The sequence below is a fragment of the Aeromonas sp. 600276 genome (assembly GCF_049175815.1).
In the GTDB taxonomy this organism is placed as follows: domain Bacteria; phylum Pseudomonadota; class Gammaproteobacteria; order Enterobacterales; family Aeromonadaceae; genus Aeromonas; species Aeromonas dhakensis.
In genome coordinates, this window is sequence record NZ_JAAKVU010000004.1 from 46,937 (window position 1) to 63,457 (window position 16,521).

Consider the following 16,521-nt stretch of genomic DNA (forward strand, 5'->3'; position numbering starts at 1 on the left):
AGACTATCCGCTGCTGAATATATCGTCCTGCCCGGGGATAGCATGAGGGTCGCCCAGGCAAGAAAATCCACTCAGGACTCATCCGATCAAGGTTATCTTCGGCAGGATACCAATTCCCCCCTCAGCGCCCCATCAGCTGCTGGATATGGCGGGCAAATGCCTGCGGCTCGCCCAGGAAAGAGGACGCTGACAAGGGCGTTACCTTGTCCCCCTGCACCAGCCCCAGAGTCGGGTAACCCTGCCCGCCGAGACGACGCATCCAGACCTGGCTGTCCGCCAGATGGCTTGCCAGCTCAACCGCCTGATACGCCTGCACAAAGGCCTCCTGCGCAATGCCCTGCTCCGCCGCCAGGCTGGTCAGATGCTCGAGAGAACCGATCCAGATGCCATCGCGATAGTGGGATTGCTGGATGCGGTGCAGCATCACCAACCCATTGCCCCCCAGGGATGTCATCGCCAGGATGGCGCGGATCGGTTGCTCCGAGTCCAGCAGCAGCCCATCGCGCAGCAGCAGCTCGTTGAAATAGCGCTCGCCGAAGGGCTGACCGGTCAGCGCCTGGATCCGCTCGTCATGGGGGCGTACATAGTCGCGCAGCGCCTGACCCATGGCCTGGCGGCGGCCACCCAGCCAGAGGCCGCCGGCATGCAGTTCGATCTGCAAGCCGGCGACATCGGCCGCGGCTTTCAGCAGCGGGGCGGCGCCATAGCACCAGCCACAGAGGGGGTCATAGACATAATGGAGGGTTGTTTGCACTTCGTTCATCATCATTCTCGCTTCAATTCTGGATAAAAAACCGGGCCCTCGGGCCCGGTAAAAAAACACAGGGAAGTAGGCGTCAGGGGATTACCACTTCATCTCGCCGGTATTGACCTTGGCACCGATGGCCAGACCATCGTCGACCGGCAGGGACGGGTAAGCCTTCTTCAACGCTTCAATCAGCTGCCCGGAGTTCTTGGCCTTGGCCAGCTCCTGCTCAAAGCGCTCTACGTAGTCACGGGTGAAGGTCACGGCTTCGGTACCCTTGGGCGCAGTCCCCAGGAAGTGACCCGGCACCACGCGCTCAGGCTTCAGCGCCAGCAGATTGTTCAGCGCCTTGACCCAGTTGCTGCGAGCGGCCTTGGTCTGGCTGTCCGCCATCCACACATGTACGCCGCTGTAGACCGGCACACCACCAAAGGCAGTTTTGATGGACGGCGCCCACAGGTAGGCGTTCGGAGTGTTCATCTCCTTGATCTCGATCTTCTCGCCATCCAGGGTCAGGTGGCTGGCCGTCATCACTTGCGGCACGGTCAGGCTCTTGGGTGCTCCCTTGCCCAGAATGGGGCTCCAGTAGCTCAGCTTGGCATCCTTGGTCTGGTTGATGTGGTCAACCACATGCTGGTCGGCCAGCACCTTGACGTCGGGGAACGCGGCCATGACAGGTTCCAGACCGAAGTAGAAGTCGGGGTCACCGGCACTGATATAGACGGTGGTCAGTTTCTTGCCGCTCTTCTTGATCATGTCGACCAGCGCCTGACCGTTTTGCACGTCAAACTGGGCATCGATCAGGATCGCCTCCTTGTCACCGGCCACCAGGGAAGAGGAGACCGGGAAGATGGCCTTCTCGCCAGGGTTGTAGACAGTTACGGTCAGCGGGGCGGCCATGGCGGCACCGCTCAGCAGGGTGGTAGCCAGGGTCAGATTGCGGATCAGGGTATTGTTCATCGGGTATTCCTCATCAAGTCATCAGGGGTTCATCAGATGGACACAGTTTATTGGATCACTTTCGGTACAAATACAGCATAATGAGCGCATCACTGTTGCATTAATCGAGCATATAGAGAGCCTGAACATGGATCGACTGACCGCATTGCGGGTCTTTGTCAGCGTAGTCGAACAGGGCAGCCTGAGCGGCGCCGGGGAGAAACTGGAGATGTCGCGCGCCATGGTGACTCGCTATCTGGCGGAGCTGGAGCAGTGGATGGGGGCGCGGCTGCTGCACCGCACCACCCGCCGGCTCAGTCTGACCGGCCCGGGAGAAGAGGCGTTGAACCGGGCCCGGGCCATGCTGGCGCTGGGGGAAGAGATGGAGCAGATCGCCGTGCGCGGCGACGAGGCGCCCAAGGGGCAGCTGCGCATCACCAGCAGCTATTCGCTCTCGGAAGCCCTGCTGGTGGGGGCCGCCAACGACTACCTGGCGCGCTATGCGGGCACCGCCATCGATATCCTGCTGCTGGACCGGACCGTCAACCTGGTGGAGGAGCGGATCGATCTCGCCATCCGCATCACCAATGATCTCGATCCCAACCTGGTGGCCCGCCGGCTCGGCACCTGCCACTCCGTGGTTTGTGCCAGCCCGGCCTATCTGGCCAGGCACCCGACACCGCACAAGGTGCAGGAGCTCGCCCTGCACAACTGCCTCACCTACACCTATTTCGGCAAGAGTCTGTGGGAATTTCAGGGGCCGGACGGGCCCGAATCCGTGCCGGTCAGCGGCAACCTCAGCGCCAACATCTCCAACCTGTTGCTGGAGGCGACCCTGGAAGGTGCCGGCATCAGCCTGCAGCCTCGCTATTCCGCCCAGCCCCATCTCGAGACCGGCACTCTGGTACCGCTGCTGGAGCAGTGGCAGCCCAAGCGACTCGGCGTCTACGCCGTCTATGGCACCCGCAAGCAGATGTCACCGCTGTTGCGCAGCTTCCTCGACTTTATGGTGGAGCGAATGGCCGCCGACCCCATGTGGCGTGATTAAACCGGCATGAAAAAGGGGCCAGCAGGCCCCTTTCGTTCAATATGCCAGACTCGCTGGCCGCATTCAGGCTTCGAAACCGCTGAGCGGGGCCTCGGCCGGCGTCTCCTGCGCCACATCCAGGAAGATCTCCCGATATGCCACATAGATGGAGTAGTTGAGCGCCGGGATCACTACCAGCAGCCCCACCAGCATCAGCGCCGCACCAAACAGCATCAGGATGGCGGCGACTATGCCCCACCAGAGGAAGGGCCACATGTTGGTCAGGCAGCCTTTGAAGCTGAGCTTGGCCGCCTGCAGGATCCCCACGTCGTGGAAATAGATGAGCGCGGGGGCGAAGGTGATGGCCATCAGCGCCGGGATCAGCAGCGCCAGCCCCAGCAGCAGGCAGAGCAGCAGCCCCTGGGCCTGGGCCGCCGTGACCACCAGAGATTCGGGATCCTGGGTCAGCAGGGAGGTGAGCCCCCACATGGAGAGCAATCCCAGGCAGATGAGACCGATCAGGCTGAACAGGGCCAGCACCAGCAGGCCCCCCAGCATCAGCGGGGTCAGCTTGTGGCGAAAACCGGAGAAGAAGTCGGCGAAGCGCAACGGGTTGCCTTCATAGCCGTGGTGGGCCACCGCCACCCAGCCAGCGCCCCAGACCATGTAGAGCAGCTGGGAGATGAGGCTGCCCGCCGGCAGGCGTTCCAGCAGCAGACCGACCGCAAACCAGACGAGAACCATGCCGACGCTGGCCCCCATCCCCTTGTTGAAGATATCGAAGCCGGACCGCACCCAGACCCAGCCACGCCCTATGGGGTGACGGGCGGGTGCTGTGCGCAGGGGGGACAATCCATTCATAACAGTTCCTCGGATGAAAACGGCTGGTTGCCGATTCTAGAGCCATGGGGCCCCCGACTCAATGGCGGGCCGCCGTCGACACCGCAGGTGCACGTCATGGCTGCTTGTATCAGACGTTACGGTTATCATAAGAGACCCCTCTGCGAGGGGCGTTCACTTATTCAAGAGAATCCAAAATGCGTACATCTCACCTGGCGCCGCTGCTGCTGGCCTCCCTGTTGCTCAACCTCTGGCAGTGGCAAGCCGACCACACCGCCGCCCAGCCGGAATCCGACGCCGCCGGCACCGCTCGCGCAGCCCAGTGCGACGCGTCAGCTTCCCAGAGCAGCAGCCAGAACCCGGGGCAGAACCTGCTGGCCAAGCTGCCCGGCAAGGGCCCCCAGAGCGAGCCTGCGCCCACCCAGGAGGCGCTCCCCCCCAACCCCGAGCTGGAAGCCGCCATCAGCCAGTGGAGCCAGTCGAGCGAAGGGTCCGTGCTGATCGAACGGCTCTATGACGCCGAGCAGGGCAGCCAGCTCACCACCGTCTTCGATCGGCTCGACATCGTGGAGGACGTGCGCGGCCAGGTGCAGGAGCAACTGCGCGAGCTCTATCGCCTCGGCTTCGATCATCCCGACGCCTATGAGCAGGAGAGCCAGCGCATCTGGAGCAACCTCAGCAACCTGCTGGGGGAGGATACCCGCACCCGGCTCGAGCAGGAGATCTACTCGGGCGACACCAACCGCCTGCTGGAGATCCAGGGACGCCTGGCGGAGCGCGGCGAGCTGCTGGCACCGGCCCAGCGCCAATCCCTGACGCGCCTGTTAAGCGAGGCGAACCAGCAGCTGGCCCAACAGGAGAGCGGCGATGCCGGCACCTATCTGGAGAACCAGCGCGCCTATACCCAGCGGGTGCTGGAGAGCAGCCGTGGATTCCTGAGCCCGGATCAGCTCAAGGTGCTGCAAGACATGCTGGAGCTGGATCTGGTGCGCCAGGAGGTCTCGGTCCAGATGGAGGCCATCTACCAGCGCTTCCAGCCAGCCTCCTGATTTCGTTACCGTTTTGTCTTAGTCAACCCAGCCTGGAATCATCATGAGAGTCGTTTGTTGTCTATTGTTGCTGCTGGCCAGCCAGTCCGCCCTCGCCGAGGGCTTCATCAGCCGCCTGCTCAATCACCCGGTGCCTGGCGGTGTCGCCGTGGTGCCCCTTGGCAGCGAGGCGCAGGCCCCGACCGCCCGCTATCAGGACAAGCCGGTGCTGGTGGTGCGTGAAGAGGGCAAGCGCTGGATTGCCATCGTCGGCATCCCTCTCAAGAGCCAGCCCGGCCCCCACCAGCTGCAGGTGAGCGATGGCCGCACCCTCGGCTTCACGGTCGGCAGCAAGCACTACCGCGAGCAGCACATCAAGCTCAAGAACAGCCGTCAGGTCAACCCGCTGGCCGAGGACATGGCCCGCATCAACCGCGAGCTGGCGGAACAGACCCGCGCCTACCAGACCTTCAGCCCGACCCAGCCCAGCAACCTGCTGTTCGACAAGCCGGTGGAGGGCCCGCTCTCCAGCCCGTTCGGGCTGCGCCGCTTCTTCAACGGCGAGGAACGCAACCCCCACTCCGGTCTCGACTTCGCGGTCGGTGCCGGCACCCCCATCAAGTCGCCGGCAGCGGGCAAGGTGATCCTGATCGGCAACTACTTCTTCAACGGCAATACGGTGTTCGTCGATCACGGTCAGGGGCTCATCAGCATGTTCTGCCACATGTCGAAGGTCGACGTGAAGCTGGGCCAGAGCCTGCCCCGCGGCGGCATCGTCGGCCGGGTCGGCGCCACCGGCCGCGCCACCGGTCCCCACATGCACTGGAACGTCAGCCTCAACGACGCCCGCGTCGATCCCGCCATCTTTATCGGGGCCTTCAAGCCCTGAGGCCGGAGACCTGTCGCGCGCAGGCAGGGGCGTTCAAAACGAAAAAGGCAGCCGAGGCTGCCTTTTTCATGGCCGAATGACCACCTGTCTGGCAGCGCTGTGCTGGTGCGCCTCCCTGTTCATCGCCCGCCACATCACCAGTACCAGCAGGGTGCTGCAGGTGGGCAGCGCCAGCCAGACGCCGGATACCCCCCACAGGGAAGAGAAGCCCCACAGAAAGCCGCCGATCAGCACCAGCTTGCCGCCGGTGAGCAGGGAGGCGACGCGGGCCCGGTTGATGGCCTGGAAGTAGGTGGCCCCCACCAGCAGCAGGCCTTCCATCGGCAAGCCCCAGAAGTAGAGCCAGATGCCCAGGCTGGCCACCGGCAACAGGGCCGCGTTGTCACCGGCAAACAGGTAGACCACCCCCTCCGGCCAGAGATAGAGCGGCAACATGCCGCACAGGGCCACCAGCAGCGTCACCCCGAGCGCCAGGTTGCGCACCCGCAGCACCCGTGCCCAGTTGCCCGCCCCGGCGTTGAAGCTGGCGATGGGCTGGATGCCCATGGCGATCCCCTCGAAGATGAGATAGAAGAAGGCCTCGCTGTAGCTGATGACCCCATAGGCAGCCACGTGCAGTGAAGTGCCGACCGAGAGCAGCGCCTTGTTGTGCAGCGCCAGCACCACCGACAGATAGAGGTACATCAGAAAGCTCGACACCCCGAGTCGCAGCGTCTCCCCCATCAGCCGCCAGTCGGGCCGCAGGGTATCCCAGCCAATGCGCAGCTGGCTGCGCGGGGTGAAGAAGTGCCACAGGCACAGCCCCCCGGTCACCGCCTGGGAGAGCATGGTGGCGATGGCGGCCCCCGCCAGCCCCCAGGGGATCACCGCCATCAGCAGGTAGTCGAGCAGCACGTTGAGCACGCCGCCCCCCACCAGGATCCAGGTGGTGAGGCCGGGTCGCCCGTCGTTGCGCAGCAGGGCGGTAAAGGCCATGGAGAGCACCGCGAACACCCCGAGCCAGGAATACCACTGCAGATAGGCGTATCCTGCGTCGAAGATGGCCCCCTCCGCCCCCATCCACACCAGCATCTCGTCGCCATAGTGGATGCCGATGAAGGCGAGCAGCGCCGAGGCAATGAGCACCATCACCAGCGCGTTGCCGACGATGTGACGGGCCCTGGCCTGCTCCCCCTTGCCCAGATAAAACGAGGCGAGCGCCGAGGAGCCCATGCCGATCAGCGCCCCCACCGCATAGAGCACGGCGCAGATGGGGTAGGCCAGCATCATGCCGGCCAGGCCGTCCTGGCCCAGGATATGGCCGACGAAGATGCCGTCTATGGTGACATAGATGCCGGTGACCAGCATGGCGGCCACGGTCGGAGTGACGTAGCGCCAGAACAGGCGGGAAAGGGGGGCCGTGCCCAGATCGACTGCGGACATAGGATGCTCAATGGAGGGGAAAACGGCCGGAATGATAGCCAAAGCGGGCCGGGATCGCCCGTTATTTATGTTACAAATCATTAATATGGAAAACTTTACCCGCCCAAGCCCCTGCTTTAGGCTAGGGCGACTCCACCTGAACGGAAACGTGCGCCATGTTGCAACGCCTGCTCTCCCTGCTGCTCTGCCTTACTCTTCTCTCTCCCCTTGCCCAGGCCGATGACGCCATCACCCAGGTGGAAGAGCTGCTGCAGAGCGTGCCCAAGACGGACACCCCGGAGAACCAGAAGCTGCGGGAGAGCTACCAGCAGGCGCTGCAATTTGCCCGGGAGGCCCAGCGCTACCGCGAGCAGGGCAAGGCCTATCAGCAGGTGCTCATCGACTATCCAAAGGAGTCGGCCCGCCTCAAGGAGAGCCTGCACAACTACCAGCCCCAGCCTCGCCCTGCCCTCTCTTCTCTGAAGGAGGAGGCGCTGCGCCAGGCCATCGGCCTGAGCAGCAACCGCCAGCTCAACCTGCGCAAGGAGCGCCAGGGGGTGATGGACAGCCTCAACCAGCTGGAGAGCACCGGCCAGGAGTATCACCTGCGGGTCGACGAGCTGCGCAAGCAGTTGCAGCAGACCCGTGCCCTGCTCGATCGGCTCAGCTTCAGCAGCGAGTCTGACCGCCAGCAGGATGCCCAGCAGCTGGTGACCCGCCTCAAGGAGCAGAGCCTCTCCGACCGGATCCAGATGCTGGAGCTGGAGCAGCTCTCCGCCCAGCAGCGCAACGACCTGGGCAAGCTGAGGTTGCAGGAGCTCAACCTCGCCATCACCGACGAGGACGAGTGGCAGACCAGCCTGCTCAACCAGCAGAACCAGCTGCGCCGCGACAAGACAGAACAGGCGCTGGCGGAGAGCGAGCGGCTGCGCAAGCAGCTCACCTCCGACATGCCGCTGCTGCTGGAGCAGCAACAGCAGAACCAGGCGCTCTCCATCCAGCTCGGCGCGCTCGAAGATCAGATTGAACGGGTGCAGGACGAGCAGCGGGTGATCGACACGAACCTCTCGACCCTGAACGACCTGGTCAACTCGGTGCGCGAGCAACTGGAGTGGCTGCAGATCAGCAACGCCTACGGCGAGAACCTGCGCAGCAAGCTCTCGGATCTGCCCGCCTACTTCCCCCTCGACAAGCTGGAGTCGGCCATCGTCAACGCCCGCATGGCCAAATACCAGTACGAGACCGAGCAGGATGCCCTCAAGGATCCGCGCCAGCTGCGCGATCAGCTGCTGGCCACCGACGGCATCACCCTGGATCGCGCCCAGCTGGCGGTACTCGACAACCTGCTCAAAGCCAGACGGCAACTGCTGACCCGACTCAACGACGCCGCCGACAGCCTCATTCAGGAGCAGACCCGGCTCAAGCTGCTCTACAGCCGCCAGAACAGCAAGATCGACGAGATCCGCGAGCTCAGCGCCAGCCACCTGTTCTGGATGCCGGACGTGCGCCCGCTCACCCCGGCCGTGCTGCTCGGGGTGCCGGCCGCCCTCGGTCTCGCCCTCAACCCGGTCAACTGGCTGCAGCTGCCCCAGGCCATCGCCGAGAACAACCCCATCACCCTCACCTTCGCCGGTATCGGCATCCTGGTGCTGGCCTGGTGCTGGTTCAAGCTGGCTCGCCACCTGACCCACTACAGCCAGTACATAGCGCCCCGCATCGGCAAGGTGACCCAGGACAAGTTCAGCCTCACCAGCCGGCTGCTGATGCGCTCCCTGCTGGCCTCCCTGCCGCTGCCCGCCATGGTGCTGATGGTGCGCGGCCTGCTCGACGGCGCCTGGCAATACCCGTTCGCGGTGGCGGTGGCCCGCGGCCTCGGCGAGATCTGGTTCCTGCTGCTGGCACTGCTGATGGCCCGCCACCTGACGCTGGAGAAGGGGATCCTGATCCTCCATTTTCGCTGGCAAAAGGAGAGGGTGCAGAAGGTGTGGAGCCAGTTTCGCACCCTGCTGCTGGTGATCATCCCGAGCTTCTTCGTGCAGGGCATGGCCAACAGCTATCAGGAGCACGCCTTCTACGACTCTCTCGGCCGGCTGGCCTTCATCGTCGGCGCCCTCTGGCTGCTGCTGTTCTTTGCCCGCCTCAACCGGGAGCGGCTGCCGCTCACCTGGGGTCAGGCCGACATGAGCAAGCCCCACCTGCTGCACCACTTCATCTGGAACAGCCTGATGCTGGCGCCGCTGCTGGCGGTGATCGGCTCTCTGCTCGGCTACTTCTATACCTCCCGCATCCTGCTGCGCCAGCTGGAGCTGAGCCTGCTGATGGGGCTGGGTTGCCTGCTCGTCTACTATCTGGCCCACCGCTGGATGCTGATCCAGCGTCGTCGCCTCGCCTTCGAGCGGGCCAAGAGCAAGCGCGCCGAGATCCTGGCCCAGCGCGGCCGGGAAGAGGGACACGACGAGCTCAGCTCCGAGATCCCGGATGTGGTAGAGGACACCGAACTGGATCTGGATACCATCAGCGCCCAGTCCCTCGGGCTGGTGCGCACCCTGCTGATGCTGGGCTTCACCATGCTGGTGGTGGTGCAGTGGTCCGAACTCAACTCGGCGTTCAGCTTCCTGCGCAGCATCGAGGTGTGGCAGGTGAGCAGCAAGATCGGCGGCATCGAGCAGGTCGTCGCCATCACATTGCAGGATCTGATGCTGACGGCCTTCACCTTCATCCTGACCGTGGTCACCGCCCGCAATCTGCCGGGCCTGATGGAGCTGACCCTGCTCCAGCACCTGAGCCTCTCCCCCGGCACCGGTTTTGCCATCACCACAGTGACCAAGTACATAGTGCTGGTGGTGGGGGCTCTGACCGGCTTCTCCATCCTCGGCATCGACTGGTCCAAGGCGCAGTGGATGGTGGCGGCCCTCTCCCTGGGCCTGGGTTTCGGGCTGCAGGAGATCTTCGCCAACTTCGTCTCCGGCCTCATCATCCTGTTCGAGAAACCGATCCGGCTCGGCGACACAGTCACCATCCGCGAGCTGACCGGCACCGTCACCAAGATCAAGACCCGCGCCACCACCATAGTGGATTGGGACCGAAAGGAGATCATCGTCCCCAACAAGGCCTTCATCACCGAGCAGTTCATCAACTGGTCGCTGTCCGACGCCATCACCCGGGTACGGCTGCGCATCCGCATCGGCCTGACCCAGGAGCCGAGAAAGATACAGACCATTCTGGAAGAGTCGATCAAGGCCTCCACCCTGGTGCTGGAGACCCCCTCCCCCGAGGTGTTCCTGATCGAATTCACCGACTCGGCCCTGATCTACGAGATCCGGCTCTACGTCAACAGCATGGATCACCGCATGCCCATCACCCACGAGGTCCACTCGCTGGTGCTGGAGAAACTGCAGCAACAGGGGCTGGGGCTGCCGCACCAGCAGATCGACATTCGTCTGAGCCGGGCCTGAGTCGCCCTCACAGGAGCACAACATGCAGATCATCGCCCATCGCGGCGCCAGCGGACTGGCACCGGAGAACACCCTCAAGGCCATCCGGCTGGCGCTGACGCTGGGGGCTGAAGCCATCGAGATCGACGTGCAGCAGGCCGACGGCGAGCTGTGGGTCTTCCATGACCGAAGACTGGAGCGCTGCACCGACGGCCGCGGCGTGCTGATGGCCCAGTCACGCACCTATCTGGAAAGCCTGAATGCCGGCGAGGGAGAGGGGATCCCGACCCTGTGGCAGGTGATGAAGGCCATCGCCGGCCAGGCCGAGCTGCATATCGAGCTGAAAGGAGGACAAACAGCCGACGAGGTGGCCCGACTGACCCGGCGCGCCGAGGCCGAGCTTGGCTTCACGACCGCCCAGTGGGTCGTATCCTCCTTCCACCATCCCGAGCTTGCCCGCTTCGCCGCCCTGCGCCCCGAGATCAGGCTGGGGGCGCTCACCTCCACCATTCCCCTCACCCAGGCGGCCTTTGCGGCCGAGCTGGGGGCCTGGTCACTCAACTGCGACGTGGATTTTGTCGATCAACAGCTGGTGCAGGATGCCCACGATCGCGGGCTAAGAGTGCTGGTCTACACGGTCGATGATCCCGCCGATCAGGCGATGCTGGCTGCCATCGGCGTCGACGGCATCTTCACCAACCGGCCGGATCGCTTTCTGCCATCCGCCAAATTGGACTCATTGTGTCGGGGGTGATCGATAACCGCTGATTTAAGCTATAAATTTAAAGGCGCACCGGGATACAAAAAGTTCTACTTTGGCCGATACAGTGTTGGCCCATAACAATAAAACCACACATCGCAGACTGAAGCTCACAAGGATGTAAACATGAACTTATCCATCAAGAACAAGCTTGTCCTCGCCATCGGGGTCATTATCCTGGTCATCACAGGCCTGCAGGTCTGGTACAACACCAATCAACTGAAAAGCGAGACCCAGCGTCTGATCTGGAGCTTCATCGACGACAGCTCGGTCTCGAATGTCAAAGGCATCTCCCGCTGGCTGGATGCCCGCATCGGCATGGTCACCGCCACCAAAGAGGCCTTCGCCAAGGAAGACGAACCCATCAGCCACCTGGCCCAGACCATGAACGCAGGCAACTTTGACCTGGTCTACGTGGGTACCAAGGATGGCAAGATGATCCAGAGCAAGCCGACCAACCTGCCGGCCGGCTATGACCCCCGTCAACGTCCCTGGTACAAGGACGCCATGGCAGCCGGCAAGCTGGCCATCACCTCGCCCTACGCCGACATCACCACGGGTCAGCTCATCATCACCATCGCCGAGCCCTTCACCCGGGGCAACACCCAGGGGGTCATCGCCGGTGACGTCTCCATCGATGCCCTGGTACGCGATGTGCTGGCCCTCAATTCGGAAGGTACCTACGCCATCCTGGTTGACGGTAATGGCACCATCATCGCCCACCCGGACAAGGAGCTGGCGCTCAAGCCGGCCACCGCCCTCTCCCCCGATCTGACCGCCGCCAAGGTCAACGAACTGGCCCATGACAACACCATCTCCGAGATGGAGATCAGCGGCAAACCCAGCGTGTTCGACCTGACCGAGATCCCGAACACCAACTGGTATTTCGGTATCGTGGTGGACGAAGCAGTCGCCTACCAGTCAGTCTCACGCATGGTCACCTCCGCCCTGCTGCAAGGCCTGCTGACCATCCTCATCGTGGCCGGTTTCTCCTACGTCGCCATCAGCGGCTCCCTGGCACCGTTGAAGACCCTTGGCGAGGCGATTGCCGATCTCTCCCGCGGCAACGGGGATCTGACCCGCCGCGTCAAGATCGAGCGGGAAGACGAAGTGGGCATAGTCGCCAAACACGTCAACACCTTCATCGACCGCATCCACGTGATGGTGCAGGACATCTCCAACTCCTCCGGGCAACTGAACCAGCAGGCCAAGTCGTCCCACAACATGGCGGAGAAATCGAGCCAAGGTCTGGCCCGCCAGCAAAACGAGATCTCCCAGATCGCGACTGCGGTGCACGAGATGTCCGCCACCGCGGTGGAAGTGGCCAGCAACGCCGAGCAGACTGCCGATGCGGCCCGCAGCTCCTCCAGCAGCTGTGAGCACGGCAAGCAGGTGATCGCCCGCAACCAGCGCTCCATCACGGATCTCGCCACCCAGGTCAAACAGGCTTCCGGCATCATTCAGGAGCTGGAAAAGAACGCTCAGGAGATCAACACCATCCTCTCCACCATTCAGGGCATCGCCGAGCAAACCAACCTGCTGGCACTGAACGCCGCCATTGAGGCAGCCCGTGCCGGCGAGCAGGGCCGCGGCTTCGCAGTGGTGGCCGACGAAGTGCGGGTGCTGTCACAGCGCACCCACAGCTCCACCGTCGAGATCCGCAACATGATCGAGACCCTGCAGCGCAACACCCAGGGCGCCGTCAGCACCATGCATGAAGGCCAGCTGCTGGCCCAGAACAGCGTGGAAGATGCCAACGATGCCACCCAGGCACTGGAGCAGATCACCGCCTCCATCAACCAGATCTCCGACATGGCGACCCAGATCTCCAGCGCCGCCGAGGAGCAGCGGGCCGTTACCGACGAGGTGAGCCGCAACATCCAGGCGGTCAAGGACGTCTCGGACGAGCTGGCGGTCGATGCCGACAGCTCGCGTCATCTCTCTGAACAACTTAAAAATATTTCAGGTGAACTGAGCAATCAGGTCGGCATGTTCCGCATCTGATGCGGAGCGACAAAAGGGGCCATGCAGGCCCCTTTTTTTATGAAAAAATGCTTTGGTTTCAATAGTTATTACCACATCAACCCGCAGGGATTACCGACTCACCTGCACGACACCGGTCAGCCCTCGCTCCTGCAAAAGCTGGTGCACCGTGACATTCGGATTAGTTTTTTGAACTCAATCACCACATTCTTCTATCCGTGAATAATTCTTATTAAATATTTTTGATAAAAAACTTAAAAACTTTGGGGGTAATACCTAAAAAGAGAGGTATTTCTCATTTTTTTGAAAGAAAACTACGTATAATCCTGAGCTTAAAATAACCATAGCAATGACAGCGGCTGATACCGATAACTGTAGGATGGCGATAATTACGGCGTTTTCATCCAAGGAATGGGGTGATTTTGATAAAAATCACCATTGCCAAGCACTAAAACAGACCAGTTTGACTTGCATCAAGCCTGAATTTTTTTCATAGAGCAAAATCGTGCCCAGCAAATCTATCCCTAAGGAGGCAGATGTGGATATTATCAAGACCGATGTCGCCATCATCGGTGCTGGTGGTGGTGGCCTGCGAGCCGCAATCGCCATAGCGGAAGCTCACCCGGAGCTGGAGATCGCCCTGATCTCCAAGGTCTACCCGATGCGCAGCCACACAGTGGCCGCAGAGGGCGGCGCCGCCGGTGTCGTCCGTGATGATGACTCCCTCGAAAACCACTTCAACGACACCGTCTCCGGTGGCGACTGGTTGTGTGAGCAGGACGTGGTCGACTACTTCGTCAACAACGCCACCAACGAGATGATCCAGCTGGAGCACTGGGGTTGCCCCTGGAGCCGCAAGCCGGACGGCAAGGCCAACGTGCGCCGTTTCGGCGGGATGAAGATCCCCCGCACCTGGTTCGCGGCAGACAAATCCGGTTTCCACATTCTGCACACCCTGTTCCAGACCTCCATCAAGTACCCGAGCATCAAGCGCTTTGACGAGCACTTCTGCATGGATCTCATCGTGGAAGATGGTCGCGTCCAGGGCGTACTGACCTTTGACATCCAGAACGGCATCACCCGCTTCATCCAGGCCAAATCCGTCATTCTGGCCACCGGTGGCGCCGGCCGTGTCTATCGCTACAACACCAACGGCGGCATCGTCACCGGTGACGGCATGGCGCTGGCCTACCGCCACGGCGTACCGCTGCGCGACATGGAATTCGTCCAGTATCACCCGACCGGCCTGCCGGGCACCGGCATCCTGATGACCGAAGGTTGTCGTGGTGAGGGTGGCATCCTGCTCAACAAGGATGGCTACCGCTACCTGCAAGACTATGGCTTGGGCCCGGAAACTCCGGTCGGCCAGCCGAAGAACAAGCACATGGAGCTGGGTCCCCGTGACCGTCTCTCCCAGGCCTTCTGGCAGGAGCAGCAGAAAGGCCGCGTGATCCAGGGCCCGATGGGCGACGTGGTTCACCTCGACCTGCGCCACCTCGGCGAGAAGTACCTGAAGGAGCGTCTGCCCTTCATCTGCGAACTGGCCAAGGCCTACGTGGGTGTGGATCCGGTCAAGGAGCCGATCCCGGTACGTCCGACTGCCCACTACACCATGGGCGGCATCGAGACCAACGGCGCATGCGCCACCCGTCTGCCGGGCCTCTATGCCCTGGGCGAGTGTGCCTCCGTCGGTCTGCACGGCGCCAACCGTCTGGGTTCCAACTCCCTGTCCGAGATCGTGGTGTTCGGCAAGGTGGCCGGTGAGCACGCCGGTGAATTTGCCAAGACCCAGTCTCACGGCAACACCCAGGCGCTGGCCGCCAAGGCCGAGGCGCTGATCAAGCAGCACCTCTCCCTGCTCGACATCGACGGCACCGAAAACCCGGCGGATATCCGCAACGAACTGGGCATGTCCATGGAAGCCGGGGTCGGTATCTACCGTACCGAAGAGCTGATGCAGGGCACCATCGACAAGATCAACGAGCTGAAAGCCCGTTACAAGAAGATCAAGATCAACGACAAGTCCTCCGTCTTCAACACCGATCTGCTGTACGCCATCGAACTGGGCTACATGCTGGACGTGGCCGAAGCCATGGCGCACTCCGCCATCAACCGGAAAGAGTCCCGCGGTTCCCACCAGCGTCTGGACGGTTACGAGGAGCGCGATGACGTCAACTTCCTCAAGCACACTCTCTCCTTCTACAACGGCGAAGGGGCCCCGACCATCGACTATTCCGATGTGAAGATCACTAAATCCCAACCGGCCAAGCGCGTGTACGGTTCCGAGGGTGAGAAACAAGACGAGGCTAAGAAGAATGGCTGAGATGATTGAAATTGAAATCCTGCGCTATCGTCCGGAGCAGGATAACGAGCCCTGGATGCAGACCTTCCAGGTGCCCTACCAGAGAGAGATGTCTCTGCTGGATGCGCTGCAGTACATCAAGGATCACCTGGACTCTACCCTGAGCTTCCGCTGGTCCTGCCGGATGGCGATCTGCGGCTCCTGCGGCATGATGGTCAACGGTATTCCGAAACTCGGTTGCAAGACCTTCCTGCGGGACTACCTGCCGGGCAAGATGACTATCGAGCCGCTCAACAACTTCCCGATCGAGCGCGATCTGGTGGTCGACATGTCCGACTTCATCGAGAAGCTGGAGAGCATCAAACCCTACATCATCCCGTCTGAGCCGCGCAACCTGTGCGATGGCGAGTACACCCAGACCCCGGCTGACATGGCGAAGTATCACCAGTTCTCCATGTGCATCAACTGCGGTCTGTGCTACGCAGCCTGCCCGCAATATGGCATCAACAAGAAGTTCACCGGTCCGGCGGCCCTGGCACTGGCCTACCGCTACAACGCCGACAACCGCGACAGCGCGTCCAAAGAGCGGATGAAGATCATCAGCCAGGACGAGGGCGTCTGGGGTTGCACCTTCGTGGGCTACTGCTCCGAAGTGTGCCCGAAAGGCGTGGATCCGGCGGCGGCCATCCAGCTTGGCAAGGTCGAGAGCGCCAAGGACTACATGATCGCCATGTTCAAGCCAGATTGAGAGCAGGAATGAGACCATGAACAACACCAATAGCAAACGTAAGCCTTACGTCCGCGAAATGAAGAAAGACTGGTGGCTGAAGAATGCCTTCTACACCGGCTACATGATCCGCGAAGGCACCAGCATCTTCGTCTCCATCTACGCCGTCGTGCTGATGTGGGGTCTGCTGCGGCTGGTACAGGGTCAGGAGGCGTTCAACGGCTGGCTGGAATCCCTGCAAAGCCCGATCGCCATCCTGTTCCATGTCATCGCCCTGGCAGCCTGCCTGTTCCACGCCAAGACCTGGTTCGCCCTGGCGCCGAAAGCCATGCGCATCTTCCGTGGCGAAGACCTGGTGCCGGAGAAGCCGATCGTCATCGCCCAGTATGTGGCGCTGGCGGTGGTATCCCTGCTTGTCCTGATCATCGTGGCCTGAGGAGAAAACA

The 16,521-nt window shown here is 62.2% G+C and carries 13 protein-coding genes; 9 read left to right on the top strand and 4 right to left on the bottom strand.

All coding sequences use genetic code 11. The features are described from left to right. Positions 1-121 precede the first annotated feature (121 nt). Positions 122-769 (bottom strand): DsbA family protein, encoded by a 648-nt coding sequence (locus tag G5134_RS05105; RefSeq protein ID WP_065016831.1) that lies wholly within the window; start codon positions 767-769, stop codon positions 122-124. Between the two features lie 75 nt (positions 770-844). Continuing rightward, on the bottom strand, positions 845-1,705 hold the full coding sequence (locus G5134_RS05110) for a Vmh family MBL fold metallo-hydrolase (protein ID WP_017778962.1): 861 nt from the start codon (positions 1,703-1,705) through the stop codon (positions 845-847). A 127-nt stretch (positions 1,706-1,832) separates the two neighbouring features. On the opposite strand from G5134_RS05110, the gene G5134_RS05115 reads away from it, so the two are divergent. Further along, complete coding sequence (locus G5134_RS05115; RefSeq protein ID WP_017764991.1) at positions 1,833-2,732, top strand: LysR family transcriptional regulator; 900 nt, start codon at positions 1,833-1,835, stop codon at positions 2,730-2,732. 63 nt (positions 2,733-2,795) lie between these two features. On the opposite strand, the gene G5134_RS05120 is transcribed toward G5134_RS05115, so the two are convergent. After that, a complete protein-coding gene (locus tag G5134_RS05120) occupies positions 2,796-3,572 on the bottom strand; it encodes a BPSS1780 family membrane protein (RefSeq protein ID WP_065016830.1) in 777 nt (258 codons plus the stop codon). Positions 3,573-3,748: 176 nt separating this feature from the next. Between G5134_RS05120 and G5134_RS05125 the strand changes: the two genes are divergently transcribed. Together G5134_RS05125 and G5134_RS05130 are read left to right on the top strand one after the other, a co-directional pair. Continuing rightward, complete coding sequence (locus G5134_RS05125) at positions 3,749-4,600, top strand: hypothetical protein (RefSeq protein WP_065016829.1); 852 nt, start codon at positions 3,749-3,751, stop codon at positions 4,598-4,600. A 43-nt stretch (positions 4,601-4,643) separates the two neighbouring features. Further along, positions 4,644-5,468 (top strand): M23 family metallopeptidase, encoded by an 825-nt coding sequence (locus G5134_RS05130; protein WP_065016828.1) that lies wholly within the window; start codon positions 4,644-4,646, stop codon positions 5,466-5,468. A 66-nt stretch (positions 5,469-5,534) separates the two neighbouring features. On the opposite strand, the gene G5134_RS05135 is transcribed toward G5134_RS05130, so the two are convergent. Beyond that, positions 5,535-6,890 carry an MATE family efflux transporter gene (locus tag G5134_RS05135; RefSeq protein ID WP_065016827.1) on the bottom strand — a complete coding sequence of 452 codons (1,356 nt, stop codon included), beginning with the start codon at positions 6,888-6,890 and terminating at the stop codon, positions 5,535-5,537. Between the two features lie 155 nt (positions 6,891-7,045). Between G5134_RS05135 and mscM the strand changes: the two genes are divergently transcribed. From mscM to G5134_RS05165, 6 genes are all read left to right on the top strand, one after another. After that, on the top strand, positions 7,046-10,324 hold the full coding sequence (gene mscM, locus G5134_RS05140; RefSeq protein WP_010633183.1) for a miniconductance mechanosensitive channel MscM: 3,279 nt from the start codon (positions 7,046-7,048) through the stop codon (positions 10,322-10,324). Between the two features lie 22 nt (positions 10,325-10,346). Then, positions 10,347-11,057, top strand: coding sequence for a glycerophosphodiester phosphodiesterase (locus G5134_RS05145; protein ID WP_065016826.1), 711 nt, complete (start codon positions 10,347-10,349; stop codon positions 11,055-11,057). Between the two features lie 132 nt (positions 11,058-11,189). Beyond that, positions 11,190-13,067 (top strand): methyl-accepting chemotaxis protein, encoded by a 1,878-nt coding sequence (locus G5134_RS05150; protein WP_017781600.1) that lies wholly within the window; start codon positions 11,190-11,192, stop codon positions 13,065-13,067. Between the two features lie 517 nt (positions 13,068-13,584). Continuing rightward, a complete protein-coding gene (frdA, locus tag G5134_RS05155; RefSeq protein ID WP_005298339.1) occupies positions 13,585-15,369 on the top strand; it encodes a fumarate reductase (quinol) flavoprotein subunit in 1,785 nt (594 codons plus the stop codon). Next, positions 15,362-16,096 carry a succinate dehydrogenase/fumarate reductase iron-sulfur subunit gene (locus G5134_RS05160; protein WP_065016825.1) on the top strand — a complete coding sequence of 245 codons (735 nt, stop codon included), beginning with the start codon at positions 15,362-15,364 and terminating at the stop codon, positions 16,094-16,096. The genes frdA and G5134_RS05160 overlap by 8 nt, the downstream gene beginning before the upstream one ends. A 16-nt stretch (positions 16,097-16,112) precedes the next feature. Then, positions 16,113-16,511 carry a fumarate reductase subunit C gene (locus G5134_RS05165; RefSeq protein ID WP_005298336.1) on the top strand — a complete coding sequence of 133 codons (399 nt, stop codon included), beginning with the start codon at positions 16,113-16,115 and terminating at the stop codon, positions 16,509-16,511. Positions 16,512-16,521: the final 10 nt, after the last annotated feature.